This window comes from Parafrankia sp. BMG5.11, from assembly GCF_004337455.1.
In genome coordinates, this window is the sequence record NZ_SJXI01000015.1 from 1 (window position 1) to 23948 (window position 23948).

The window sequence follows — 23948 nt, forward strand, 5'->3', positions numbered from 1 at the left end:
ACAATTTTCTTCAGGCAGATCGGTGGCCCGAAGTTTCGACCGTGGCCTTCACGGTTAGCCTAGCGTCTGCTCTCCACCCCAAAGGTGGACGTTCGCGCCCGCTGATGCATTTGCCAGAAGCGGACCGGCTGCTTGCTGACCGTCGAGCCCGAAAGCGGATCGGGCAGCAAACGGCCCACTAGTGGCCGTATGAGCTGTCAGTGTAAGGTCTGCCCGCCACCTATTTTTGGACCTTAGCCCGAGAAGCAGCCCGCGCCAGTATGGCCGCCAAAAGTATCCTGTCCTTCCCAAGTCAGCCGTTCTCGCGAATGGCGCACATGGAGCGGCTCCCTGCAGCGCTATAGGGGCCTTCTCATTGGCTCACCTACATGCCGGTGCAGCGGGTAGTGCCATATGCGGTGGTGCAGGTTGCCGACCAGAGGCTGTTCTCCGGCGCGCTGTAGGAACTCAACGCAGCACCAATCGCGCCGAATATGCGGGCGCGGGCCTGACGGCGAGAAGCGTCCTCCTGACCTTTGGCCTGGAAGTAGGACCCCAAGTTAGCATCGACGAGGGTAAGCTCTTCCACCTGCCCCTGAAGCGTCGCGGCCATGATCAGCGCAGCGATCGTGTCGGTGAAGTAGCTGTCAGTCTCCCCCTGGCCCGCAGCGCTTCGCCTTTTGAGGTCAGCAAACTTCCCGTCCAAATCGCTCGATTGGGTGCGGACTGAATCCGCCTTCTCCTGCATCCAGAGATCAGTTCGCGCCGCAGTGGGTTTCTTGACCATGTGGATGCGCAAATCCCTGAGGATCATCCCACGCCCGTCGACGTAGGAAGCGGCCTTGATCGCCGCGATCATCTTTTCCAGCCGCGCCGCCGATTCAGCGGAAGCAGGATCTGCGTTGTCGAGGAAGGCAGCCGTTGCTGCGCGCGCTTCCTTATCGAGTGCGGCGTGCTTCTCGACATAGCGGGCGTCGCGCTCGGACCACGCAGTGGCGAAGTCGTCAAACGTCGACGACGCCGAAGCTGGCGCAGCAAATACCAACGCGAGCCCCACGGCGATGAACAGCCACAGATTGCGCATAGGTCCCTCCCGATTCGAGGGGCCAACGTCCACCTTATCCGGGGTCGAGGCAATCCCGGGCGGCACGCTGGAACTGACGGATCAGCGCCATCGCCTCACGGTGCGCCCGCGAATGGCGTCCGTGGACCAACCGGTTCTTGTTACCCACCGGAGCGCCGCCGCCTTGTGTTTTCCCGCCGTGGAGCTTGCAGCGGGTCCGCCCCCGGAGAGCCGGACACTGACAGAGAGTGCCCCGCCGCGTACGTGCCAGGCACCGGGGCGATGAATGCGCCTTGTTCATGGGGTTTGAAGCCGAGGTTTTCATTCTGAGGCCCCCCTACGTTGACCGTCTCAGCGACCACAGCTTGGCCGCCCTCATAGATATGCAGGTGACGAACAACCTGTTCACCGCCGCGGCGCCAGTCCGACAGGGCTTTAATCTGCGCTGTCATGGTGCGCTGAAGTTTCGTTGCGATGTTGCCGAAGTCGCGCATGAGCTCGGCTTGCTGCGCCGTTTTCGTCCGGGCGATCATTGCCATGCTCAGGTCGTGCGTTGCCGCGATCTGCGCCGCGAGGGCCGCTTCGAGCTCGTCCCGCGGAGCTATGGCGCCGATCAGCGCGAGGCTGGTGTTGATGCCCGGCACCGATGGCGCGCCGCCCTGGGCGGTTGCGTTGGCCAGGTGCATCAGCGTCGTGGATACGAAGTCGTCCGACCGGGTGGCGAACGTCTCGGCTAGGTGTACCGCGTTGCCTTGTTCATCGTCGTGGGGGCTCCCGAGCGCAAGAACGGTGCCTTCGGTCTCAGGCCGCTGTTGCACTTGTGCGTGGGCACCACGCTTGCCTCGTTCAACGCGAGCCCGTGCTATTGCAGTTTTCTCGGCTGGGTCGGCATCGCGCCGTGGCGGAAGCGGCTCGATCGGCGCGGCTTTTTTCTTGGTCATCAGTTTAGCTCCCACAACGGCACGCAGCCCTGGCCAATGCCCACGCCAATGTTGAGGGGCGCGCCGAATTGCGACCAGTACGCCTTGCCCCCGGACACCTTCAGGTTGCGGGCGCCGTCGAGAAGATCAGCAAGACCGCCGCGCTGCGGAAACCCGGGGCGGACGCCAAACAGGTCCAGCGCAGTCCAGCCGTGGCGCACCGCGTAACTTGCGTGTCCTTCATACAGCCATAAGGCTGTGTCGGTGAGCTTCAGCCAGTCACCCAAACTCCACTCGGGCGGCGTCACGAACTGGTCGATCTTCGACAGGTTCGCGTGCCACTCGCGCAGGAGCGCAGCCGGTTGAGGCGAAATGTGGACTACAGGGCTACTGACAGAACCGACAAAACCGGGTTCTGTCAGTTTTGTCAGTGCCTCATCGGGCGCATTTTCGGAAACGAAAGCCCGCAGTTCGTCGAGATAGCCCATTAGCCCCTCACCGCTGGATTGATGATGTAGGTAGGAAGCGCCGGGCGTCCGCCTCGCTCGCCAGGCTGGTCGGCGGGAACCTCGCGCAGCCAGCTATAGTCGACCAGCAGCCCGAGCCCGGCTTGGATGCGTTCAACGTTGGATTGAAGGCCCGCCCACCCGCGGCGTTCGATCTCGCGGCGGTTGAAGCCGTTCTCGAGATCGCCCGCTCGGATATGCCGCAGGATTGCCTTCGCAGCTTGGGCTGTGTCGTTGACCGCGGAGCCATAGATACGCCGGGCATGGCCCTCTAGGTAATCGCTCCAGGCGATACCCGACAAAACCGACAAAAGCCCGACCGACCCCGTCTTGCCGCTCATCAAATGATGCAGCAGGGCCATCGACGGGACCAGCGAACGGTACTTCGCGAAGTGGCTTTCGAGTGCCGGGTGCATGTCGTCCGCCCGCAGCCGTCGCATCAGGTCCGACAACCACACCTTGAACCGCTCGCCAGCTTCCGCATCGAAGCGCAGGTAAGGAAAGCGGGCATCATGTTCGTCCGTCACGGCGCCGACGCTGTCGGGCGTCAGACGGTCCAAGTGATCGAACACGTCAAAGGCTGCCTGCCGGTACTCGGCCCGGGGGAGACGGTCGACGTACTCCCACGATGGTGAAGCGTCCGGCCACACTGCGAGTGAGAACCGCTGCAACAGGCCATCGTCGCCGGACCCGCTCACCACGCCGTCGACGTAGCTCTGTATCTTCGCGGGCTGCGTCGACCCCAGCACCGAGATTGTCAGAGCCGGAACGTGAAGGTTCGCGCCTCGGCCAATGCGGTCAAAAGTGTAGCTGCCATCACCGTTCCAGCCTTGCAGGTAGAACGCTCGGGCCTCGCTGTTTTCCTCACGGTCGAGTGGCTTGAGCAGGCCCATGAGCTCGTCCTTGTACACCAGCAGGCCGTTGGTGTTGTGCCGCAGCAGATCGCCCAGCGCCTGGTAACTGGAATCGTTCGTGCTGTAGCGACGGAGAGTCGGGCCTTCCTCGTCGACAAAGCGAAGATTAGACACGTCCGCTTGAGCGTTGGTCGATAGCGCCTTCTTCATGGCCGCCTTGGACGCTTCTTTGCGCAGGTCGCGCTCCATATCTGCGGCATCGTATTCGGCGCGCTCCCGCTCGAAGCGTTCACCGGCGAAAGCGGAGAGCCGGTTAAGGGGCTTGAGCGCCTGGCCGATGGCGGGGGACTTCATCACACCAGGCCGACCGATGATGCAGCCCCACAGGTTGGGGACTTCCTTCCAGTCGTCTTGCTGCTTGGGACGGATGGCCAGCTTGCGCCCGACTACCGTGGCCGCGCCCACCATGGCAGGGATCGCGACATATTCAGGCGGGGTCTGCATCCGCTCCGAAATGTCATCCACCCAGTCCCGCAAGTGGGCCGGAAGTAACTCGCAGCTAAACTGCTCCACCGGATGAAGGCCGCCTGGCAGTTCCCGAGGCTCGCACCACAGATTGATCGTCTCGGCGCTCGCAAACGCCTCCTTGATGGCGGCAGTCATGCGCGCGCCCCTTCCATAAGCTCGTGGTTGAAATCTTTGCCGATGCGCGGGAAGAACACTCGCGCCTCGATGCCTCGGGCAACGTACGCGCGTGCCGCCTTGTCCGCGGCTTGGCGCCCGGCGTCGTCGTTGTCCCCACCGATCGCGACCGCTCGGATCTCCTGAGGAAACCGCATAGCAGGCAGCATCGACGCGCCAGCCGAGACCCACACCGGGCGACCGAGCGCTTGAAGCAACGAGAGGCCATCTTCTGCGCCTTCGCAGACGATAAGCTCGCTACCATCGAGCCCAGCCAGCCGTATGGCGCCCCCTGACACCTTGCCCAGGGACAGCTTCGGCTTGGGCACGCCGGCTTTCCCGCACCCATCCGAAGCGAGGTACGTACGCTGGATGCCGATGAGCGGGCCCTCGGCGCTCGATACGCACGCGACCAGGCACGGGTACACCGGCCCGCGGGCTCCGTACGGCAGATCGGCAAAGCGCAGTGATATTGGGGCAGGGATCGTGATCCCGCGCCAACGCAGATAGCGCTCGGCGACTGTGCCTTCGACTGGTCCCGCGCCCTGCCAGATCGCTAATGCCGCAGGCGTACGGTCGCTGTCGCGATTATCCGCGTGTTGGCCTGGTGCCACTTCAACCACAGGCAGGTCGCCGCCGCCGAGCATGTCAGCGGCATCGCGCAGACCCACCCCGTGAAGCCGCATAACGAAGTCCAGCACATCCCCGGATGCCCCGCAGCCGAAGCAATGGAAGCGCTTACCGCTCGAGAAGATCGTGAAGGATGGCGAACGATCGCTATGGAATGGGCAGCACGCCTTCCATTCACCGCCGAACGCCTTGAGCTTGACCACCGCGCCAGCCACAGCCGGGAGCGGGTTGTCGCGCCGTATGGCGTTGAGATCGAGCCGCGGGGGCGGGGAGCGTCCTTCGCCGCGGTAAACGCGCTGTGCGAGGCTCACAGCGGCACCCGCCCCAGCCGCGAAGGCTGGCCTTTCCCGTTGGTATACTGTGCCAGCACTTCGACAGCGAACAGCATGGCGCGCTTGCGATCAGGTGCCCGATAGCGACGAAGGAGTGCGAACGAGTTTCCGCTAGCCGACTCCTGCGTGACTTCGAGGCAGCCATCGTCCCGCCGGTCAACGTGCACCAGGCCGCGACCATCCATTTCGCCCTGACCGGCTGGTACATCGAGAACACGGGTTGCGGGGTCCACTGCGACGTATGCGCGAGCCCGATCGACTGCGCCTTCGTAGTCGAGAGCAGCGCTCAGGCCGTACGGGCCACCAGTCTTGGCCCACATCATTGCGGCCCAACCGGACGAAACCGGCGCGACGCAAACATGCGTGAAACCTAGGCGGACTGCGGCGGGCAATGTAAGGACGTGCGCGCTCATCGGGCGCCTGCCCCGGCGAACACCTTCCGCCAGACTGACTCTGCTTCGCGGCGGGTGAGACGGCGATCTTCGCCGAGCTTGCCGTGCGTCATGCAGCTACGCGCCGCACACGCAAGTCGGTTGCCCCAACGGGTAGTATCGCCTACATTGAAGCCCTCGATTGCAATGGCCGCCACAGCCGCAGTCACGAGAGGGTCGGACACCGAAAGGGTCCGACCCTTCTGCCTTTCAGGAGGCAGTTCCCTGTTGCGGTTGGTCAAGGCTCAAGCCGCCTCCGCCGTAGACTGAAACCGGTTCGCCTCTTTCCACGCCTCAATGTCAGCGGGGTCATAGAAGACCCGCTTACCGGCCTTGATGAAGCGGGGGCCCGTTCCAGCGACGCGCCAGTTCTCAAGCGTGCCGGGGGTAACTCCGACGCGAGGGGCCGCGTCCTTAGTGTTCAGGAGATCGTGCATCGCCGTTGCCATCCGTTGGCCAGCGCGAGCGTGCGTGGCCTTCAATGGGCGCGGTTGAACGCGGAAAGGCCCACCGCCGCGAATTGCCGGAGGATCACGGCCAAAAGTGCGGCGAAGTCAGGCGCGAATAATCAATGGTTTAGGGCTGATGCATGGCGAAGTGAGGCGACGCTAGTCCGGCGAATGGGTGAGGCCCTTGCCGTCCGCCCGGACCCTCCAGCCATCTTCGTACCGATCAAGTTGTTCCTTGAATGCCGACCGCACGAAGGGGCGAGCGTTCGGATAGTTCTTCTGAAGCCAACTAACGTACCTCGACCACAACTGTGCTTGGTTCAAAACCTCAGAGCCTCCAGCCAGGTGGCGTCGCGCACGTCCGAAGAAGTCATAAGCCAGCTTTGCTTGTGATGACGGCACCATGCTCGTCCAGCGGCCAGTCAGTCGGGGGGCTTCCGCAATCAGCCGCTCGGCGTCGGAGGATACAACAGCACGCGCGTCTCGACCGAACAGGGCGACCATGTCGTCGCGACCTACTCGAATGTCATAGTACCGAACGATAGGCGCCTCGCCGGAGAGAATGGCTCCCAAGGAGCCTTCTTCGCGGCCTCGCCAACCCTCTACCGCTAGGTTGCAGAACCGCGTGTTGAATACGACTTCGGCGCCATCCCAATCAAGGGGGCCAAGTTCTTTCCACTCGTTGCTCTCTGCCTGTTCCCGCCCCCAACTTGCTAATCTGCCAGCCTGTAGATGACGAAGCAGGGGCTGCTCGGCAGCGCGGAGCACTTGTTCTCGATGGGCGTCGTTGTCGTCAGCGCCAAGGCATTCGGCAAGGAAATGCATCGAGGCTGTCGCAGTATACTCTGCGATCCCGTGCAGGTGGTAGCTGTCGAGAACCTCGGTTGCCACGCGAAGAGCGTCCGCCCGGATTTCATCGTCTAGCGTGTATGCGACAGCGATTGGCCAAGCCCATTGAGGCCGATCCAAGCGCGCTCTCACATCGTCATTCATAGCCGCTCCGCCGCGGTTACCGCATTTATGATAATGGCGCGGCAAGCGGTGCGGAGCCGCCGTTCGGGAGCTACCCTAGCCGCGCCACCTGCTCAGGCTCGCGCTTCCGCGAACTGAACCACGTTCGACTCGTCAAATGGGGTCAGCAGCCCCTCAATGTGATCGGACCAGGACTGCAAGGCGCGCACCTTTTCGGCGGCCCAGTCGTGTCGCTGATAGACACCAGCCACGCCGGAGCGGGAGCCCGAAACATGGTTGAGTATCGCTTCCGTGACTTCGAAGCGCACCCCAAGGCGCTGCATTCCCGTCGCCAGTGTCCGCCGCAGATCGTGTAACGTCCAGCGCTCTAGCGCTTCACCTGCGTTGAGCTTAGCAATTTCGGCATCGAGGCGCTTCTTCGCCTTGGAGTAGCCCGAGAATGGCACCTTCCCGGTAGTGGAGATCACCCAGCCGCGACGGGGCCATTTCTCCGACTTGGCGAGCGCGCTCAACAGAACGACCGCCGAGGTCGAAAGGGGTGTATCAACCGGCTGGCCGTTTTTCGCGCGATCGGCTGGCAACTTCCACATCGCATCGGCCTGGCGCAATTCGGACCAGGGCAAGCCAGCTACCTCTTTGCGGCGTTGGCCCGTGAGCATCAGCAGCCGCACCATCGAGCCGAACGGGTCACCCATTGCGACGGCACCCTCCCATATCAGGGCAAGTTCCCAGTCCTCAAGTACCCGGTCGCGGGCGGCGGGAACGGAAGGGGGCTTCATTCCGTCTAGCGGCGAGCGGACCAGATCGCCCTCACTGACCGCGTGGCGGAACAGGTATCGAAGCACCGCGAACAGCTTGCTGGCGAGAGCGGGCCGCGCTTTCACCGAGCGCATGATTGCTGCTACATCGACGCGGTTGACCTCCGGCAGCGACTTTGAACGTAGGGCGGGCAGGGCGTAGCGCCGAAGCATCGCCTCGACCTCGCTAGCCGAACCCTTCCAGTTCGCAGCAAGGCAGTCCTTCACGAAGGCGTCGAGGTAGGTTGGAAACGCCAAGTCGATCGACTGGCGCTTGCGCTCGACCTTGTCCGACTGAGGGTCGACCCCTTGGGCTACCAACATGGACAGCCTGTTCGCTTCGCTGCGCGCTTGGTCGGGCGTCAAGGCGCCGTGCCTGCCAATCGTGTAGCGCCGAACCTTTGCGCCGCGGCCCCCGTGCAAGCGAAATTGGTAGAGGTAGACCCGCGCCCCGGCTGGCGTGACCTTGAGCCCGAACCCGGGGATCTTGTCGTCCCAGAGGAACACGTCCTTCAGTCCGGCCCTGACGCCGTCAACGCTGCTTTTGTTGATCCGGGTAGTGGGCATCGTGATTGCTAGCCTCGTTTCTAGCAATCACATTAGCGGGAAGCTCCGTGAACATCAATGGAACGCGGGGAAGTTTATCGTCGGAAACCATAGGCGTTGGAGCCAAGCCGCCGAGTGACGGGCCACGACATTCGTAATGATGGGGTCACAGGTTCGAGTCCTGTAAGCGGCACCAGCCTCTCAGCAGGCAAATACAGAGGGATAAGCGCAACGGTCTTTCGGCTGGATCGACGCTTGGGTCCTATTTGGGGCATTTTGGGCCTTATTCAGGCATCCACCCACGCTATACCCACTTACAATAGGCAGCAGAGCTCGTTCCAAGGTTTGCGAGCTTTTGGCGTTGGCTCGCCGGCAGCATCTTGGATTCCTGTCGCGTCCGAGATTGGGTCGAAAGCCGACATTCGCAGCGATCAACCCTTTTTGGGCAGGTTACGATGGTTTGAGGCACTGAGTATGAAGCCGCTACTCCGACGTTCCTGACCTACGAGTCTACCGAGGACTACACTGCGCGGTGTATGATTGGGCTGATCGGCTAACGTGGTTTGCTCAGGTACTCGGCGATGAGAAACGCTAGTAGCGCGCCAACTAGAAAGATCGCCAGCAACACAATGAGCGTCTTGGACACGAGGCCCTCCCACCCCTCTCTTTGCACTCAAATGTTAAGTTTAACGAGTCATTTTCGTTGCGATCCATGACTCACAAATGCCAGTCGCAACAGCTTACGGCTTGCCGTGAACAAGCCCGCGGGTCTAACATTCATCAGCATGTCCGTTCGACACCTGCGGAGGAGTGGGGGCATGGCTGCACTTGACATCCCCGCCTAACGGAGAACCGACATGGCCATTGCCAAAACGATCGAGGTGATCGCGAGCTCCACCCAAAGCATCGAAGCCGCGGTCCGCGACGGGATCGCGAAGGTTGGCGAAACCGTCGACAACATCGAGGGCGCGTGGGTGAAAGACACCAAAGTCGTCGTTCGGGAAGGCAATGTCGCGGAATGGCGAGTGACCATGGTAGTTACGTTTATCGTCCACTGAGTCCGGGGAGGGAAACCAATGCCGCACAAGTTCGAAGTGCACAAAGACAAAAAGGGCGAATTCCGCGTCCGCTTCAAATACAATTCCGAGGTCATGTTTTCGTCGGAAGGCTACACCAGCAAGTCGTCCGCAATGTCTGCCATCGAATCATTCAAGAAGAATGGGCCTGGGGCGGAGATCGAGGACAACAGCTGATAGTCATCAGATCCGCGCCATGCCAAGAGGTTGCGGAGAACTTAAATCACTCACCAGGAGTCTGGGAATGAAAGCGAAAACGATTGGAATCCTTAGCCTGTGCGTAGCGATCAACTTCTAAACTGGACCCAGCCAAGTTCGCGGTGATTTACGGAAGTCTGAAGGCGCTCGATGCCAAGCTGGCAAAAGACCGTGTCAACAAACACGACCGAGCTCAAGTTCTGATCAACGAGTGCATTGCCAACGGCATTGTCACCGGCCCATCTATTGTTGGTGTGCTGGTTAGTCTTGGCTTTAATGGGAAGCATGCCGGCATGATGCTGCAAGACGGTCTACGGGCTCGGCCTGAAGGCCTGAACTGGGGCCGCAGCAACGACGGCAACTATTACGTGCCGAAGTCTTCGCCGAGTACCTGAGCGCCACCCCCACTTAGCTTTTGAGCTAGGTGGGGGCAGCTTCTCGGATTATTTTTTTTCGGCGTGCGGGAGGCTAAGTCGCTGGTGCTGCCTTAGGCTTGCGCCCGCGCTTCTGTCCCGGCTTGCGGCCCAAGCCGATCTTCACGGCAAGATCGCGGCGGGTCTCCGCGTACTCGGGCGCCACCATCGGGTAATCCGCCGCGAGGCCCCAACGCGCCCGGTAATCTTCAGGGGTCATGCCGTGCTCGGTCATCAGGTGACGCTTAAGCATCTTCATCTTCTTGCCGTCTTCCAGGCAAACAAGGTGATCCCGCTTGATGGAAGCGCGTACGCTGACTGCGGGCTCCGGACGAGCTTCCACGACTTCCTGGACTTCGCCCAGACCTGAGAGCGCCTGATGTACGGTCTCGATCAGCGTGGTGACTTCGGAAACGGGTACGTTGTTGTTGCTCACATGCGCAGCGACGATGTCAGCGGTCAGTGTGATCAGCATCTCGCTGGCGTCGGTTTCGGTGTTGTCCATTCAGTCCTCTTGTAATCAGTTGAGCTCCTCCGGCTTTGGAGCGAGCTTTGAAACAGCGTACGGTCAAAGCGCTAACTGACCGGCTCAGCTAGTCGGCGCTTGCTTTTGCGGTGTCTTAAGCCGGGTATCTTCTTTGGGCGGAATAGTGCGGATTATTGCGGCGTACTCCGCCACCAGAACAAAAAACCAGAACTCGCATCCCGCCCACTCATTTGTGGTGATCCCTCTCAGGATATCAAGCAAGAGCAAGACTACCGCCAACAACCGGAAGAACATGAAGCTGATCGTCGGGCTGTCGGCGCGCCGCGCAGCCGAAAGCATCATCAACAAGCTCACAACGCCCCACAGAATGGAGCCCAACAGCGTCTCGGCGCGATAGAATCCGTCTAGGGCCGCGATGAACCAGAAGAGGCGTGACACGGCGAACTGGGTCTGCCGGGTTAATTGGCAGAACTTGACGATTGGCGGGACGAACAAGGTCCGGCCGATCCAATGATCAATTTTGGCGAAGATCATAGGCTGCCAATAGCGGCACCCGCGGAAGTTGCCAGCAGAGCACTCCTCCGATGATAGGTCGCAAGCGAACGGGCCAGGCGTTGCGGGGACTGCCGTTGCAGACACGGATCACCGGTGCGACAAGCTTCGAGTGACGGTCGTCGCCTACATCGGAGCCGCGCTGGCGGAGATCGCGGGCTGCTTCGCCTTCTGGGCCTGGCTGCGGCTCGACAAGTCGCCTTGGTGGCTCGTACCCGGCGCCCTGTCTCTGTGCCTGTTTGCTTACCTTCTTACCCTTGTGGATGCTGAGCAGGCCGGTCGCACTTATGCTGCCTATGGAGGTGTCTACATAGCATCGGCATTGGTGTGGCTTTGGCTCGCCGAAGGGGTGAAGCCAGACAGGTGGGATCTTATCGGCGCCGCGGTCTGTCTTGGTGGAGCAGCCATCATCTTGTGGGGTCCACGGTCAGCATAGCGGCACCACCATCGCTGGAACGGCTGAAGCTAGGCCGGTAGCGGACTGACCGCTCTTGGGGGCCCGAGCACCGTAAGCTGCCTGTCCGCTAACGCCCCCATTGCGGACATCGGCCAACTCCGTGGATTCTCTGCTCAGCCGGTCCTAGTTGTAGATCCTGTTAAGATAGTTTCTCCGCTCGCTGCGTTCTGATACCGTTTGTTTCTGCTCCTTTTGAACTGGGGGGAAAGATGCAGAGACTCCTTCGCCAGTTTTTGTACTTCGCGACAGTTGCCGCATTGGCGTCGGTACCGGCTAGCGCGCAGGTGTCGCGGCGCCCCCCTTTGGCCGGTGCCATTGATGCTGTGTTCAAGAGGTACGACAGCAATCGGACGCCCGGCTGCAGCGTCGCGGTGATCGAAGCTGGGAAGGTCGTTTTCGAAAAGAGCTACGGCATGGCTGATCCGGCGCTTGGTGTTCCGATGACCAGTAGTACCGCGAGCTGGATTCCGTACTCGGAGGCGCGCGTATTCGTCGGCCTGGCAGTCGCGATGCTCGCAAAAGACGGCATGTTCACGTTGGACGATCCAGTTCGTCGGCACGTACCGGAAGTGCCATCCTACGCCGACGCTGTAACAATACGACAGCTTCTGCACCATACGAGCGGGCTAGCCGATTATGGCACCCTCGCTGGCCCCGGTTTCGAACTATCCGACCGGCTTTCCGAGGACGAGTTCTTCCGCATCCTCTCCCGGTGGGGCAATCTTGGGTTCGTTCCCGGCGCGGACCAGATGTATAGCAACACCGATTACGCTCTTCTCAAGATACTGATCGAGCGGGCGAGCGGTGGATCCTTCCACGATTACCTTAGCCAAAAGCTGCTTCGGCCCAATGGAATGACCGCGACGCGCATTGGCTTCAACCAGTCGCAAGTGGTGCCGGGTCATGCCTTGTTTCATGAAAGTGACGGCGATGGCTATCGCAGGCTACTCCGCTATCGAATTTCCCCGGTAGGCACGATCTCAGTGACGACCAACCTCGACGATCTCATTCGTTTCGAGCAAGCGCTTCGCGACCCGCGCCAAGGGCTGAGAGCGATGCTGAATCAGCTGGAAAATGACGCTCCGCCACCGCCAAACGTCGCCGATGACACCAGTTATTCCTTCGGCGTGGAAAAGGGGGCGTTGTCAGGATTCCCCGTGCTGAAATATCATGGCGTTGGAGATTTTACTTACCTCGTTCAGCTCCCCACGGCCGACTTGTCCATCGCTACTCTGTGTAACACTTACCAAGGAATGGACTCTTTCGCCGTTGACGTCGCCCGTTTGTACGCATCCCCTGAGGCACGCGTATTGGCGGAAACCCAGCCGCGAACTGCGGGCGCTGCTGAACTCGCCCAGACGGTCGTTGTCCCGCCGGGTGAACTTCAAGCGTATGTCGGTCATTATCAGGACACTCGAGGCGCCGCCGCTGTCGAGGTGGCAGTGACTGACGGCCGGTTGACAATTACGCCGCGCGGCCGCCCTTCCTTTCCCACGTTGAGACCGGTGGGTTCTGGGAGGTTTGTCACCTCTTTGGGAGGAATTCCCTTCGCTTTGCAGTTCGACCGGGTGGAAAACGATATGGTTCTAACCTCTTGGGACCTTGCTGCGAACGAGTCCGGGGGGGCGCCGCTAAGGCGCACTGCTGTGTTGCGACCGACCGCAGAGACACTGCAGCCTTACGCTGGCGTCTATGTCGGTGAGAATGTCGACATCACCATGTACGTCCGTCAGAAAGACGGTCGGCTGCTGCTCGCGACGTCCGGCTATGCCGAGTCTGAACTCAGTGCGACGCAAAGGCCCGACGAGTTCCGTCTCCCAGACATCTACACAGCCAAGTTTGAGCGCGAGGCTTCGGGAGAGGTGGCAGCTGTAGTGTTGAATGCTAGCCGCGTGAAAGGAATGAGATTCAGGCGTGCGCAGTAATTTTGTAAGCGCATGCCTGAGTCGCTGTGCGTTAGTCAGCGCGTGGTCACCATGTCTGCTTGCCACCCAATATCGGACGTAAGCGAGGAGCGGTCGCACCCCTGAGAGCGGACGGTCTGCTTTTTTGCTCAAGCGGCCAAAAGTGGACTGGCAGCAATCGACCCCAAAGGGGACAACACATGGCGCGGTCGCTGGCCAATGTGAGCGACGCTCCGGTCGACCTTAGCTCGCAGCCAGTTCACCCAACGTCTCGGGAAGGGTAAAGCAAACTGATGCTCCTCCGTCAGGCAAGTTGGTAGCGGTCATTCGGCCTCCGTGCGCCTCGACGATCGTTTGTGAAACTGAAAGCCCTACTCCAAGACCCTCCGCTTTGGTCGAGACGAAAGCTTCGAAGATCTGGGTCATGATATCTGCCGGTATGCCTGGGCCGTCGTCAGACACGCAAACTTGGACATATGAGCCCGTAGACCGCGCCTCGATGCCAATGTGGCAGGCATTACCCGCAGCCGCCTCGCACGCGTTGCGGATCAAATTGATCACGACCTGCTGAATCTGAATGCGATCTGCATAGACCGTCAGACCGGAGGAGACATCCCGAGACACGGTAAGGTGCTCGATACCCGCGGTCGCAAGAGCAGTGGCTTCTTTCAATACCGGGCCTAGTTCTACTTCCGTCTTCTTGCCGTCCCCTTTGGCGCTCATTGCCCGGACTGAGCGAATGATATGGCCTGCTCTATGCGCGGCTTCCAAGGCCCCCTCGATGCATTCGTCGAGGTCGGAACCAGCTGTCTCACGAGGCGCGATCCGGCGGGCGGCAGAAAGATAAGCGGAGACCGCAGCAAGCGGCTGGTTCAACTCGTGCGCGATCGTGGAAGCCATGGCCCCCATGGCGCTCCCACGAGAGAGGTGAATTAGTTCCGTCTGGAGCGAGTGCAGCTTGTCGCGTGCCGCGATCTCACTTGTCACGTCCTGCTTTGTGCCGAATATTCGAACCGACTTGCCGGCCTCTTGTTCTACCTGCGCGGTTAAGCGGACCCAGCGGGCTCCGTTTGCCTTAGGCTTGATCTGAATATCCAGCGTGAAGCCTGTGCCGTTGGCAATCGCTTCGCTGCGTAACCGCTCCATTTCGCACCGAGAATTGGGCTCGTAGAGCTGGAGCGTCATCTCGCGATCAATCGCCAGACCTCGCCGCACTCCGAAGATGTCATAGACCATGTCGGTCCACGCAAGCTCACCTGTTGCAAGATCGCATTCCCACACGCCGATCCGAGCCAAGGTTGAGACCCGGTCATACATCTTCTTGTAGTGGGCGGCCGATGTTTCCTGGGCCAATTTGGGTCCTCTAGCTGGAAATGCCGCGACCCAGCTTCGCTTTGGATACACCCCTCATCAGGAGAACGCTAGACGAACCGGTCCAGTTGCGAAGCCAGTTAATCCCGCGCCGGATGACGCTATCCACCCATTGTAAGCCGCTCGCTCGGCTGGTAGCGCAGTCCGAAAGGGGGCCGGTAGCAATCTACCCGTTCCCGACACTGGAATTGTAGTGGATTGCTTCGGTTCACAGTGAGTCAGTGGAGGTAAGCCCCCCACCGCTGATCAGGGCATCTGCGAAACCGCGTGGCATTTCCGTGCTGTATCTGCTTTGCGTTCATGTGCCTATTGCGCCGCCGCGGTCGGCAACAGCGCAAAGGATGGATGGTGTCTGCAGGACTGCTCAGCGAACCGCAACTGCGGGATGCGTCACCGCTTAGAGCGACTGCGATGGAAACCCTCCACGCGCTGTTTGAAGAATCTCATAGCTTTATGTGCGTGATCATCGGGCCCGAATATCGCTACGGCTTCTCAAACAGGAAGAACCGCGATCTCCTTGGCGTGACGGAGATTGTCGGGAAGACGGTAGCAGAGGTTGCACCCGAACTGATTGAGCAAGGCTTTGGGGACCTTGTGGGGGAGGTATATGCGTCGGGTCAGCCGTTCATCGGCCACGCGGTGCCGATGCATCCCAAGGGTAGCGACAGGCTGCTCTACATGGACTTTATTTACCAACCGATCCTTGGCGCGGATGGCGGTGCGATCGGGATAGTTGCAGTCGGGCATGATGTCACCGAGCACCGGGAAGCACTTCTGGCGGCAGACACCGCCAAGTTCACTCTCGAGTCCTCTGCGCGAGATCTAGGCAACGAGAACGCACGACTTCGGCAAACCCTCGACAATCTTCCTCAGATGGTGTGGCTGACTGGCGCAGACGGTCAGCCGAACTACTTCAGCCAATACTGGTGTGAGTTTACGGGTGCCACGCGGAGAGAGATTGATGAAGGCTGGGCCGACCTGTTTCACCCCGATGACCGCGAGCCGGCCTGGGACCTTTGGATGCACTCGGTTCAAACCGGAGAACCTTACCAAATCGAGTATCGCCTCCGGCATCACAGTGGCGGCTATCGGCATGTTCTGACACGCGCCCGACCAGAAAGGGACCAAGCGGGCGAAGTGGTTCGGTGGTACGGCACTTGCACTGATATCAACGAACGCGTCGCTGCAGAGCAGCGGATTTTGCACCTCCAGAATGAACTGGTCCATGCGTCCCGGCTAAGCGCCATGGGCAGCATGGCTGCAACAGTGGCACACGAGGTAAATCAACCTCTTCAAGCTATGTCCTCCTATGTCTTAGGCATGGAGAGAATGCTTGAAAGCGCGCTCCGCTCAGTGAAACCAAGGCGGTTTTGTCCGAGATCAAAGAGGTGTCGATCCGAGCGGGATCGATCATCAAGCGATTGCGCCAATTGGCTCTGGGCCAAAAACCCGTGCGTGCTCTGACCCCGGCGCCAGAGATAATCAGTCAATCAATCACCTTAGCCACGGCGGGTCGCCTTCACGGGGTTGATGTGCTCTCCAAATGCATGGACGGTCTATTCGTCTACGCCGACCCCGTCCAGGTCCAGCAAGTCCTGACCAATCTCGTGCGTAACGCGTGCCAGGCAGTGGCAGGGATCGAGAAGGGCAGGGTGATCGTGACTGCGCGTAGGGTGAACGATCACATCGTGTTCAGCGTCGAAGACAATGGACCTGGTTTGCCAAAGGACACGACCTCCAGCATCTTCGATGGGTTTGTGAGCACCAAGCCCGGTGGAATGGGAGTCGGGTTGGCCATCAGCCGGACTATGGTCGAGGCTGGCGGGGGCCGAGTGTGGGCCCAGAACAATCCCGGTGGTGGAGCAAGATTCTCATTTGAGCTGCCTGCAATAGATTAGCGGAAGGGATTTAGAGCAACGTCCGCTCCCCACCCCTTCTCGGTCATTCGCTGGGGTCGGCCAAAGCCTCGGAAGCAGACGCCGTTATCTGGCCTCATGAAGCAGGGGGCACCAGCGGCCAACACTGGTCGCCTGCCGACATTGATGCACAGGCTTGCGAGCCGGCCATGGTCCGCGCCCGGTCTTGGTGGGTATAGAACGGGTCGCATTCCGGCGATCCATCCTACCAAAGTTCTTTCAATAGGAAGGTGGCCTGGGACGGTATTCGCGCGACTTGGGACAGGCTTGGGTCAGCAGTAAAACCCTTGTCCGTCTGGTGTACAAACATCTGAAATTGCTGTGATTATCGTAGAGCGATACTTGCTTTCGTAATGATGGGGTCACAGGTTCGAGTCCTGTAAGCGGCACCAGCTTCCCTCTTTGGCCGAAAACGGCTGCAACGGTACCAGCGCAACCGACCGAACTGGCGATGATCGCCGCGTCGAGACGTAGGTGGTGTTTACTTCAGGGAAACCATATTCGGGCAGCGACACAGCGCCAATATTGCGGGTCTTGCACCGATGAATAAACTTCAGATCCGGCGCGTGCTTTCTACGCTCATGCTGATGGCGATCCCGCTGGGTCTGCTGGGGTTCTTCTTCCTGATGCAGAACCAGTTTCGCGATATCAGCGAACTGCGGCAACTGGTTGATGAGTCGGTGGAAACGCGAGCCCAGCTCACCGAGCTGATGGTCGAGCACCTTAACATGGAAACCGGTCAGCGCGGCTATGTGCTGACTGGACGGCAAGAGTTCCTCGATCCCTATCTCGACGGAAAGGGGCAAATCGGCCGAACGCTCGAAAAGCTGGCCAAGCGCGACGAGGAGCGTCTGGCGCCTGGCGTCGCGCGGTTGCGCGAGCTTTCACGACAAAAACTCATCTTCGCCGATGCCACGATCCGTCAGGCGCGGGGTGGCAATTCGGCCGCAGCACGCGAAATGATCGCCGAGGGCCGGGGCAAGCGGCTGATGGACGCCATGCGCGATGAGGTCGAGCAGCTCGACGAAATCGAGCGCGCGCACCTAAAGCTCGCGACCGAATCGCGCGATCTTTCCCGCGAACGGGTTGAGAAGACGACGTATCTGCTGCTGGCGGCGTATTCGCTGCTGCTCGCTTTAGTGGCGATCATCACGGCGCGCGCGGTTCGAGAACGCCAGCGGGAGTTCGCCCGCGCGAACGAACTAGGCGAGCGGCAGACGGCGATCCTCAATGGCACGGTCGACGGCCTGCTGCTGCTGGACCAGGACGGCTACATCCGTGAGATCAATCCCAGCATCGTCCGCCTGTTCGGCTACGATGATGACTTCCTGAGGGGGAAGCATAACACCTTCCTGATGGCTAACCCACCACCGCTGGAGGACAGCCTGGCTTGGCTTCGTAGCGTCGGCAGCGCGGGCCGGCGCGGTGCAGGGCGGAGGATGGAGTTCACCGGTCTGCGCCAGGATGGCACCACTTTCGAAACGGACGTGGCAATCAGCCGGATCACCCCGGGTGCCAGCGGATATGTCGCCATCATTCGCGACGTGACCGAACGCAAGCGCATCGAAGGGCTGAAGACTGAATTTGTCTCCACGGTGAGCCACGAGTTGCGGACGCCGCTGACCTCGATCGGGGGAGCGCTTGGCCTGTTATCCTCGGGCGCGGTCGGACAGCTTGGCGAAAAGGCCTCACGCCTGGTGCAGATTGCCCACAGCAACTGCGAACGCCTGATCCGCCTGATCAACGACATCCTCGACATCGAGAAGATCGAATCGGGCAATATGCACTTCGACATGCGCCGCCTGCGGGTCACTCCGTTGATCGAGCGCGTGGAGGCGGCCAACGCGCAATTCGCGGCCAGTCACGAGGTCGCGTTGCAGTTCACCCATCCCGCCTGGCCTCTGGTGATCGAGGGCGATGCCGACCGGCTGGAGCAGCTCGTCACCAATCTGGTATCCAATGCGATCAAGCACTCGCCGCGCGGCGGGACGGTGGAACTGATGGCTAGCCAGCACGGCCAGAACGTGCGGATCGATGTCAGCGACCGGGGGGCAGGAATACCGGACGCGTTTCGCAGCCGCATTTTTGGCAAGTTCGCGATGGCCGACAGCTCGGACAGTCGGGCACGCGGCGGGACGGGACTGGGACTTTCGATAGCGCGGGAGATCGCCCAGCGGCATGGTGGCACCATTGGCTTCACCGACCGGCCGGGCGGAGGCACCACGTTCTCGGTCGACCTGCCTCTGATCTGCGAAGCCTCAAGCGAACAGTCGGCCGCTTCCGGCCTTCCCGCGGTGCTGCATGTCGACGACGATCAGGACTGTCTTGATGTGGTGGCCGCCGCGTTCGATGGCACCGCGCATATCGTGTCCGTGGCGACGCTGGATGAAGCACGAGCCGCTCTGAGCCAGAACACCTTCGCTGCCGCGATCATCGATGTCGGAATCGCGCCGCACAGCGGGCTGGAACTCGTGCCCGATTTGCGCGCGGCGGCGCCTGGTCTCAAAGTGCTGCTGTTCACCGCATTGGACGAACCACACGCCGATGGACAGGTCGATGCGGTGCTGGTCAAAAGCCGCAGCTCAGTCGACGATCTGGTGCGGCTGACCTTGCGCCTCGCGGGCGAAAGCAGGAAGGATAGCGCATGACCCGGGTGCTGTACGTCGATGATGAACCCGACATTCGTGAAATCGCCGAGCTGTCGTTGTCACTCGACCCAGGGTTCGACGTGCGCACCGCCGCTTCGGGGGAAGAGGCGCTGGCGCTGGTCGCCGAATGGCAGCCCGACGTGATCCTGCTCGACGTGATGATGCCGGTGATGGATGGCCCCGCCGTGCTCGCTCGACTGCGGGAGCGCGAAGTCCGCACTCCGGTCGTGTTCGTCACCGCGCGCGCCCAGCGGTCGGAAATGCAGAGCTTCGCCACGCTCGATGCCAAGGGCGTGCTTGCCAAACCCTTCGACCCGGTCACGTTGGCGGCGCAGGTACGCGCACTGCTGTGAATTCGCTCGAACAGAAAATGGCCGAGTTGTCGGCCCGCTTCGCCGCCCGGGCAGCGGATGAACGCGATGCGATCGCCGACGCCCTGCAAACGGGTGACCGGGCTGCGATCATCGACCGGGCGCACAAGCTGGCCGGCATTGCAGGCATGTTCGGTCATTCCAAGGTTGGCGAGGCTGCGCTGGCATTGGAACAAGCCGCGCTGGCGGGCGAGGACTGCACCGCCACGGGAGACGCACTCCTGGAGCAGCTCAGCGCGCTTTGAGGATCAGGTCGGGGACGCGCCGCCGAACCCCTTGCGGGTCATCGTGCCCCAGCTCTGCTGCTTGCGCAGGAACTGCCACCAGCCTTGCAGCCGCCAGATATTCGACAGTTGACGGTAGCCGAAATTCTCCACCACCGCGACCAGTGCCAGGATCGCAAGTTCGCGCGCCCGCGGGAATCGGCGCAGCTGTATCTCTTCCAGGATCAAGGTGGCGACGCTGACGAACACGCCAAAGGTGAAGGTCACCGACAGGAACGCGAGCAGCCACGGCAAGGCGAGCAGTCCCAGTGCGTAGAGCAGCGGCACCAGGATGTAGCCGAGCACCTCGATCAGCGGTCCGACGACATCGACCAGCAGGATCTGTCCGAAGCCGACAAACCCGATCCGGCCGTAACGGGGGTTGAAGCACATCGTCTTGTGCTTGACGAAACATTCCAGCGCGCCGCGCTGCCAGCGGCTGCGCTGGCGGCCCAAGACCTTCGCGTCTTCCGGACACTCGGTCCAGCAAACCGGTTCGGCGATGAACTCTATGCGATATGGCTGCTTCAGATCGCGCATGTGGCGGTGCAGCTTGAGCACAAGTTCCATGTCTTCGCCCACGGTGCCGTGGCTGTAGCCGCCGACTTCGACCACCTGCTGCCGCTTGAACAGTCCGAACGCGCCGGAGATCACCGTCAGGGCCTGCATCTTGCCCAGGGCCAACCGCGCCATCAGAAACGCGCGGAGGTATTCCATGATCTGGACCAGGGCGAAGAAGTTGGACGGCAGGCGCACATCGGTGACCCGCCCCGCATCAATCGTGCAGCCGTTGGCGATGCGGATCGTCCCGCCGGCGGCGATCGTCAAATCAGGGTCGTCGATGAAGGGCCGCACCACGCGCAGCAGGGCATCGGTCTCCAGAATGGAGTCAGCGTCGATCGCACAGAACAGCGAGGTGCGGCACGCGTTGATCCCGGCGTTGAGCGCATCCGCCTTGCCCCCGTTCTCCTTGTCGATCACCAAGAGCCGCGGCAGCGCCGGGCTGGCGTAGAATCCCCGGATGCGAGCGTGAGCGACCCGGTCGTCGACGAACCGTTCCACTCGGCTGAGCCCGAATTCATCGATCACCCGCGTGAGGGTGCCGTCCTTGGACCCGTCGTTGATCAGCAGCACTTCGAAATCCGGATACTGCAGCGCGAGCAGCGAGCGGACGCTTTCGACCACCGTCACTTCCTCGTTGAACGCCGGCGCCAGCAGGGAAATCGCGGGCGCCTGGTCGGAATAGCGGCGCCATAAGGTGGCTCCACGCGGCACCGGTGGCCGGTTCGTGAGCGCGAAGGCTGCGAACACGAGCTGCAGGATGTAGAACGCGACCTGCAGCAGACCGGTGACGATCACGACCAGCGCGATGCCTTCGGCGGCGCTGGTCATCCAGCTTTCGGCTGAGGCAATCGCCGGCAGCATCAGGCTACGCCCCGCTCGGCCAAGGTGGCCTTGGCCGCCGCGCGCGCGGCGGGCGCGGACTCGATCGCCGCCCGATGCAGCGCCAGGCGGCCCGCCGCCCCGAGCCGGGCGAGTGCCTCGCCGGCGCGGAAGCGGACCCACCATTCTTCGTCGTCGAGCATTCCGGCAAGTTTCGGCACGGCTCTGCTCAGCGCTGACCGTCCCGCCGCCTCGGCCGCCGCCGTGCGGACCTGCCAGGAAGGACTGTCGAGACCGCCCAGGATCGCTTCGTGGCCGGCCGGGTGCCCGATCCGCCCGAGCGCGCGGAAGATCCGGGGCTGCAGATCGCTGTCTTCGCCCGCGGCCTCGGCCATCCATGAAACCAGCGGCGCATGATCAACCGCGCCGCTCTCCGCCAGGGCGTCGGTTGCGGCAAGCTTCGCCTCGTCCGGCAGATCGAGATCGTACAGCAATGCCTCGACCGAATGGGGATCGGTCTTGACCAGGTCGCGCATCAGCGAAACCACCAGGAGAGAGTGTTCCCGGGTGCCGATCCCGAGCGCGCGGACAAGCTCCCCGGCAGACGGCGCGCGGCCTTCCTGGGCCAAGGCCAGCGCCGCGCCTAAGCGTACATCGGGGCTCGGGTCGGTGAGTGCGACTTTCGTGACAGCATCGACATGATCGGGGAACATCGCCAGCGCCTCTGCGGCGATCAACCGGTCCTGTGGTGCGCGGGAGCGGAGCCGCCGGCGCAGTTCCTCACCCGCTCCAGCTGAGCTGGCAGCCGTGATCAGCGCCTCCCGATCAGACCCGCGGACGAGTTCAGTCAGCTCCAGGGTAAGCGTCGCGGCAACGCGGCGTGCAAGCCGCGATCCGCCAACATCGATGGTTTCCCCGCGCATCATGGCGGGCAGCAGCTTGCGGCGCCAATCGGCGCGGTGTTTGCCTCGCCACTCGCCAATCACGCGCGCCAGCAGCAGGCCCGCGATCGCCGTCAGCGCGATCAGGCATAGCAGCAGTGAAAAGTCCCAAAGCGAGACGAGCGTAGTCAAAAGCGAGCCTTCAATCCCAGCCGAAACTCTGTCCGGTCAAGCGGCCCGTCCCGCCACTCTCGCGCCAGCGACCCCGTTACGCCAAAGCGAGGGCTCAGCGGAGCCTCTACGCCGCCGAAAAGAGCCTTCACGCGGGTGACGACACCCAGATCGGTGTCCGGCCCGTTGGAGGCGCCGGCGAAAACGCGCCACCCCGATGCGGGCACGAAGTCGCCGCGCGCCAGAGCGCCAAGTTGGAGTGGTCCACCATCGTCCACCGTGCCGATCCCGCGCAGCGTCAGCCAGGCCTTTCCGCCGGCCAGATACTGCACCACGCCAGGGTTGACCGTGATCACGTCCTGCAACGGAAACCGCTGGTAGGACGCATCGAGGGTCAAGACGGTCGCGTTGCCGTGGGCGACCCGCCAGTCGATACCGCCGCCAACCGCCACTTCCGGGCGAAAATCAGCATTCGGAGTTCCGCCCACGAACGCGCGTAGCCACACGTCGTCCGAAGGATGCAGACCGATCCGGCCGACGACCTCAATGTCCTCGCGCGCGAAGCGCCGGTAATACGCCGCCCGGGCGCCGATGGTCGTGCGGGGCGAAATGGCGGTCTCGATATCGGCGGCAACCTCGCTCCAGCCGCGCGCACCGCCGCCGAGGTCGCTTAGCGCGCCTTCCACAATTACCGACCCTCGAGCATCCGGGGCAGGCGAAGCACGACGCGCCGCTACTGCGGCCAGCCCGTCACGCGCGTCAGTATAGTCCGGCGCCTGCCGCAGGACGGATTCGAAGCCGGCCTCCGCGGCATCCACGTTTCCTAGCGCGAGGTCGGTATAAGCGAGCTGGAGCATCGCGTCGGCGTCGTTCGGATGGTCGGCCAGCCAGGCCATGAGCAAGCGACGCGCCTCTGCCGGCTGACCCGCCTGGCGGGCCGCGACCCCCGCCTCATACGCATTCTGCTGCTGCGCCGCCTCGGCAGGTGAAGCGAACAGTGCAAACGCGGCGGCAACCAGCCCGACGATGCCGGCCTTCACGCCTTCTTCCCCGCTAGCAGGCGGCTCAGCCGGACCAACAATTCTTCCGGAAGAAACGGCTTCACCAGGTAATCGTCCGCGCCAAGCTCCAGCGCACCGACCACGTCCGCCTCTCCGCGACGAGCGGTCAACATGATCACGGGGGTCGCGGCGTGTTGCGTGCTGGCGCGCATCCGCCGGAGAACCTCGAACCCGTCATGCACCGGCATCATCATGTCGAGCACCACGGCCGCCGGGTTGGTTTCGTCAAGCTTTGCCAGCGCCTCACGCCCATCGTGCGCGACCACGGTGTCGTATCCCCGCGCTGACAAACGAAATTCGAGCAGCTCCGTCATCAGCGGTTCGTCGTCAGCGATCAGTACCAAGGGAGCGGGTGTCATGCCTGGATCTGTATAGGGCCGAAAATGAGGTTTGGGTAAATATCGATCTAATGAAGATCGCCGATGTCGTGCGCATAGACCAAACCTGCGGTCTCAGCGGCCTTTGCGAAAGGAGCTCGTGGTCCGCGTAGCAGCCCCGTCATCAAGCGCCCGCAGCAGATCGCGAAACGCGTCGTCGCGCGCAGGCTCGAACACCTTGGGCAGGCTATCCTGCAGCATCGAGAAACTGGAGTGGCGGGGCAGCGGGTACATCTGTGGCAATCTGGTTCGAGGTAGC

28 protein-coding genes are annotated in these 23948 nt (G+C 61.9%); 11 read left to right on the plus strand and 17 right to left on the minus strand.

The window, feature by feature from the left end:
* Positions 1-364 precede the first annotated feature (364 nt).
* Entirely contained in the window at positions 365-1063 is a 699-nt protein-coding gene (locus tag E0504_RS10910) for a hypothetical protein (protein ID WP_131623972.1), read from the minus strand.
* 34 nt (positions 1064-1097) lie between these two features.
* Positions 1098-1367 (minus strand): HGGxSTG domain-containing protein, encoded by a 270-nt coding sequence (locus tag E0504_RS54150; protein WP_373693891.1) that lies wholly within the window; start codon positions 1365-1367, stop codon positions 1098-1100.
* Between the two features lie 64 nt (positions 1368-1431).
* On the opposite strand from E0504_RS54150, the gene E0504_RS54155 reads away from it, so the two are divergent.
* Positions 1432-1779 carry a hypothetical protein gene (locus E0504_RS54155; protein WP_373693892.1) on the plus strand — a complete coding sequence of 116 codons (348 nt, stop codon included), beginning with the start codon at positions 1432-1434 and terminating at the stop codon, positions 1777-1779.
* 203 nt (positions 1780-1982) lie between these two features.
* Here E0504_RS54155 and E0504_RS10920 read toward each other — a convergent pair whose 3' ends face one another.
* The 7 genes from E0504_RS10920 to E0504_RS10950 all read right to left on the minus strand — a co-directional run bounded on the left by E0504_RS10920 (position 1983) and on the right by E0504_RS10950 (position 8181).
* Positions 1983-2450 carry a hypothetical protein gene (locus E0504_RS10920; RefSeq protein ID WP_131623976.1) on the minus strand — a complete coding sequence of 156 codons (468 nt, stop codon included), beginning with the start codon at positions 2448-2450 and terminating at the stop codon, positions 1983-1985.
* The gene (locus tag E0504_RS10925; RefSeq protein WP_131623978.1) at positions 2450-3985 is read right to left on the minus strand and encodes a YfjI family protein; all 1536 of its coding nucleotides are present in this window, start codon (positions 3983-3985) and stop codon (positions 2450-2452) included. Before E0504_RS10925 ends, E0504_RS10920 begins: the two co-directional genes overlap by 1 nt.
* Positions 3982-4944, minus strand: a complete 963-nt coding sequence (locus E0504_RS10930; protein WP_131623980.1) for a CHC2 zinc finger domain-containing protein — start codon at positions 4942-4944, stop codon at positions 3982-3984. The genes E0504_RS10925 and E0504_RS10930 overlap by 4 nt, the downstream gene beginning before the upstream one ends.
* Positions 4941-5378 carry a hypothetical protein gene (locus E0504_RS10935; RefSeq protein ID WP_165938482.1) on the minus strand — a complete coding sequence of 146 codons (438 nt, stop codon included), beginning with the start codon at positions 5376-5378 and terminating at the stop codon, positions 4941-4943. The genes E0504_RS10930 and E0504_RS10935 overlap by 4 nt, the downstream gene beginning before the upstream one ends.
* A 263-nt stretch (positions 5379-5641) precedes the next feature.
* A complete protein-coding gene (locus tag E0504_RS54160; protein ID WP_373693893.1) occupies positions 5642-5845 on the minus strand; it encodes a helix-turn-helix transcriptional regulator in 204 nt (67 codons plus the stop codon).
* A 159-nt stretch (positions 5846-6004) separates the two neighbouring features.
* Entirely contained in the window at positions 6005-6736 is a 732-nt protein-coding gene (locus tag E0504_RS10945; protein WP_131623986.1) for a hypothetical protein, read from the minus strand.
* Positions 6737-6930: 194 nt separating this feature from the next.
* Entirely contained in the window at positions 6931-8181 is a 1251-nt protein-coding gene (locus E0504_RS10950) for a site-specific integrase (RefSeq protein ID WP_131623988.1), read from the minus strand.
* 836 nt (positions 8182-9017) lie between these two features.
* Between E0504_RS10950 and E0504_RS10955 the strand changes: the two genes are divergently transcribed.
* From E0504_RS10955 to E0504_RS10965, 3 genes are all read left to right on the plus strand, one after another.
* Entirely contained in the window at positions 9018-9218 is a 201-nt protein-coding gene (locus tag E0504_RS10955) for a dodecin family protein (protein WP_131623990.1), read from the plus strand.
* An 18-nt stretch (positions 9219-9236) separates the two neighbouring features.
* Positions 9237-9413, plus strand: coding sequence for a DUF1508 domain-containing protein (locus tag E0504_RS10960; protein ID WP_131623991.1), 177 nt, complete (start codon positions 9237-9239; stop codon positions 9411-9413).
* Positions 9414-9556: 143 nt separating this feature from the next.
* The gene (locus E0504_RS10965) at positions 9557-9829 is read left to right on the plus strand and encodes a hypothetical protein (protein ID WP_131623993.1); all 273 of its coding nucleotides are present in this window, start codon (positions 9557-9559) and stop codon (positions 9827-9829) included.
* 73 nt (positions 9830-9902) lie between these two features.
* Here the strand turns inward: E0504_RS10965 and E0504_RS10970 are convergent, their stop codons facing one another.
* The gene (locus E0504_RS10970; RefSeq protein WP_131623995.1) at positions 9903-10352 is read right to left on the minus strand and encodes a MucR family transcriptional regulator; all 450 of its coding nucleotides are present in this window, start codon (positions 10350-10352) and stop codon (positions 9903-9905) included.
* Between the two features lie 84 nt (positions 10353-10436).
* On the minus strand, positions 10437-10868 hold the full coding sequence (locus E0504_RS10975) for a hypothetical protein (protein WP_131623997.1): 432 nt from the start codon (positions 10866-10868) through the stop codon (positions 10437-10439).
* Positions 10869-10998: 130 nt separating this feature from the next.
* Between E0504_RS10975 and E0504_RS10980 the strand changes: the two genes are divergently transcribed.
* Together E0504_RS10980 and E0504_RS10985 are read left to right on the plus strand one after the other, a co-directional pair.
* Complete coding sequence (locus E0504_RS10980) at positions 10999-11322, plus strand: YnfA family protein (RefSeq protein WP_131623998.1); 324 nt, start codon at positions 10999-11001, stop codon at positions 11320-11322.
* 230 nt (positions 11323-11552) lie between these two features.
* A complete protein-coding gene (locus E0504_RS10985) occupies positions 11553-13268 on the plus strand; it encodes a serine hydrolase (protein ID WP_131624000.1) in 1716 nt (571 codons plus the stop codon).
* A 222-nt stretch (positions 13269-13490) separates the two neighbouring features.
* Here E0504_RS10985 and E0504_RS10990 read toward each other — a convergent pair whose 3' ends face one another.
* The gene (locus E0504_RS10990; protein WP_131624002.1) at positions 13491-14600 is read right to left on the minus strand and encodes a sensor histidine kinase; all 1110 of its coding nucleotides are present in this window, start codon (positions 14598-14600) and stop codon (positions 13491-13493) included.
* Positions 14601-15029: 429 nt separating this feature from the next.
* Here E0504_RS10990 and E0504_RS10995 point away from each other — a divergent pair, with 429 nt between their 5' ends.
* From E0504_RS10995 to E0504_RS11015, 5 genes are all read left to right on the plus strand, one after another.
* Complete coding sequence (locus E0504_RS10995) at positions 15030-16082, plus strand: PAS domain-containing protein (RefSeq protein WP_165938483.1); 1053 nt, start codon at positions 15030-15032, stop codon at positions 16080-16082.
* 83 nt (positions 16083-16165) lie between these two features.
* Positions 16166-16516 (plus strand): HAMP domain-containing sensor histidine kinase, encoded by a 351-nt coding sequence (locus E0504_RS54165; protein WP_131624006.1) that lies wholly within the window; start codon positions 16166-16168, stop codon positions 16514-16516.
* A gap of 560 nt (positions 16517-17076) precedes the next feature.
* Positions 17077-19182, plus strand: coding sequence for an ATP-binding protein (locus tag E0504_RS11005; RefSeq protein ID WP_131624008.1), 2106 nt, complete (start codon positions 17077-17079; stop codon positions 19180-19182).
* The gene (locus E0504_RS11010) at positions 19179-19535 is read left to right on the plus strand and encodes a response regulator (protein ID WP_131624010.1); all 357 of its coding nucleotides are present in this window, start codon (positions 19179-19181) and stop codon (positions 19533-19535) included. Before E0504_RS11005 ends, E0504_RS11010 begins: the two co-directional genes overlap by 4 nt.
* Positions 19532-19798, plus strand: coding sequence for an Hpt domain-containing protein (locus E0504_RS11015; RefSeq protein ID WP_131624012.1), 267 nt, complete (start codon positions 19532-19534; stop codon positions 19796-19798). The genes E0504_RS11010 and E0504_RS11015 overlap by 4 nt, the downstream gene beginning before the upstream one ends.
* 3 nt (positions 19799-19801) lie before the next feature.
* On the opposite strand, the gene E0504_RS11020 is transcribed toward E0504_RS11015, so the two are convergent.
* From E0504_RS11020 to E0504_RS50325, 5 genes are all read right to left on the minus strand, one after another.
* Positions 19802-21241 (minus strand): glycosyltransferase, encoded by a 1440-nt coding sequence (locus E0504_RS11020; RefSeq protein ID WP_207912465.1) that lies wholly within the window; start codon positions 21239-21241, stop codon positions 19802-19804.
* A complete protein-coding gene (locus E0504_RS11025) occupies positions 21241-22272 on the minus strand; it encodes a HEAT repeat domain-containing protein (protein ID WP_131624014.1) in 1032 nt (343 codons plus the stop codon). Before E0504_RS11025 ends, E0504_RS11020 begins: the two co-directional genes overlap by 1 nt.
* Positions 22269-23291 carry a YaiO family outer membrane beta-barrel protein gene (locus tag E0504_RS11030; RefSeq protein ID WP_131624016.1) on the minus strand — a complete coding sequence of 341 codons (1023 nt, stop codon included), beginning with the start codon at positions 23289-23291 and terminating at the stop codon, positions 22269-22271. Before E0504_RS11030 ends, E0504_RS11025 begins: the two co-directional genes overlap by 4 nt.
* Positions 23288-23671: a response regulator transcription factor gene (locus tag E0504_RS11035; protein ID WP_131624018.1), complete on the minus strand. Its 384-nt coding sequence runs from the start codon at positions 23669-23671 to the stop codon at positions 23288-23290. Before E0504_RS11035 ends, E0504_RS11030 begins: the two co-directional genes overlap by 4 nt.
* A gap of 93 nt (positions 23672-23764) precedes the next feature.
* On the minus strand, positions 23765-23923 hold the full coding sequence (locus E0504_RS50325; protein WP_165938484.1) for a hypothetical protein: 159 nt from the start codon (positions 23921-23923) through the stop codon (positions 23765-23767).
* Positions 23924-23948: the final 25 nt, after the last annotated feature.

Excerpts from the sequence above, each read along its gene's own strand:
- E0504_RS10910 (WP_131623972.1), bottom strand. The coding sequence starts at position 1,063 with ATGCGCAATCTGTGGCTGTTCATCGCCGTGGGGCTCGCGTTGGTATTT.
- E0504_RS54150 (WP_373693891.1), bottom strand. The coding sequence starts at position 1,367 with ATGAAAACCTCGGCTTCAAACCCCATGAACAAGGCGCATTCATCGCCC.
- E0504_RS10920 (WP_131623976.1), bottom strand. The coding sequence starts at position 2,450 with ATGGGCTATCTCGACGAACTGCGGGCTTTCGTTTCCGAAAATGCGCCC.
- E0504_RS10925 (WP_131623978.1), bottom strand. The coding sequence starts at position 3,985 with ATGACTGCCGCCATCAAGGAGGCGTTTGCGAGCGCCGAGACGATCAAT.
- E0504_RS10935 (WP_165938482.1), bottom strand. The coding sequence starts at position 5,378 with ATGAGCGCGCACGTCCTTACATTGCCCGCCGCAGTCCGCCTAGGTTTC.
- E0504_RS54160 (WP_373693893.1), bottom strand. The coding sequence starts at position 5,845 with ATGGCAACGGCGATGCACGATCTCCTGAACACTAAGGACGCGGCCCCT.
- E0504_RS10950 (WP_131623988.1), bottom strand. The coding sequence starts at position 8,181 with ATGCCCACTACCCGGATCAACAAAAGCAGCGTTGACGGCGTCAGGGCC.
- E0504_RS10955 (WP_131623990.1), top strand. The coding sequence starts at position 9,018 with ATGGCCATTGCCAAAACGATCGAGGTGATCGCGAGCTCCACCCAAAGC.
- E0504_RS10960 (WP_131623991.1), top strand. The coding sequence starts at position 9,237 with ATGCCGCACAAGTTCGAAGTGCACAAAGACAAAAAGGGCGAATTCCGC.
- E0504_RS10970 (WP_131623995.1), bottom strand. The coding sequence starts at position 10,352 with ATGGACAACACCGAAACCGACGCCAGCGAGATGCTGATCACACTGACC.
- E0504_RS10975 (WP_131623997.1), bottom strand. The coding sequence starts at position 10,868 with ATGATCTTCGCCAAAATTGATCATTGGATCGGCCGGACCTTGTTCGTC.
- E0504_RS10985 (WP_131624000.1), top strand. The coding sequence starts at position 11,553 with ATGCAGAGACTCCTTCGCCAGTTTTTGTACTTCGCGACAGTTGCCGCA.
- E0504_RS10995 (WP_165938483.1), top strand. The coding sequence starts at position 15,030 with ATGGAAACCCTCCACGCGCTGTTTGAAGAATCTCATAGCTTTATGTGC.
- E0504_RS54165 (WP_131624006.1), top strand. The coding sequence starts at position 16,166 with ATGGACGGTCTATTCGTCTACGCCGACCCCGTCCAGGTCCAGCAAGTC.
- E0504_RS11005 (WP_131624008.1), top strand. The coding sequence starts at position 17,077 with ATGAATAAACTTCAGATCCGGCGCGTGCTTTCTACGCTCATGCTGATG.
- E0504_RS11010 (WP_131624010.1), top strand. The coding sequence starts at position 19,179 with ATGACCCGGGTGCTGTACGTCGATGATGAACCCGACATTCGTGAAATC.
- E0504_RS11020 (WP_207912465.1), bottom strand. The coding sequence starts at position 21,241 with ATGCTGCCGGCGATTGCCTCAGCCGAAAGCTGGATGACCAGCGCCGCC.
- E0504_RS11035 (WP_131624018.1), bottom strand. The coding sequence starts at position 23,671 with ATGACACCCGCTCCCTTGGTACTGATCGCTGACGACGAACCGCTGATG.
- E0504_RS50325 (WP_165938484.1), bottom strand. The coding sequence starts at position 23,923 with ATGTACCCGCTGCCCCGCCACTCCAGTTTCTCGATGCTGCAGGATAGC.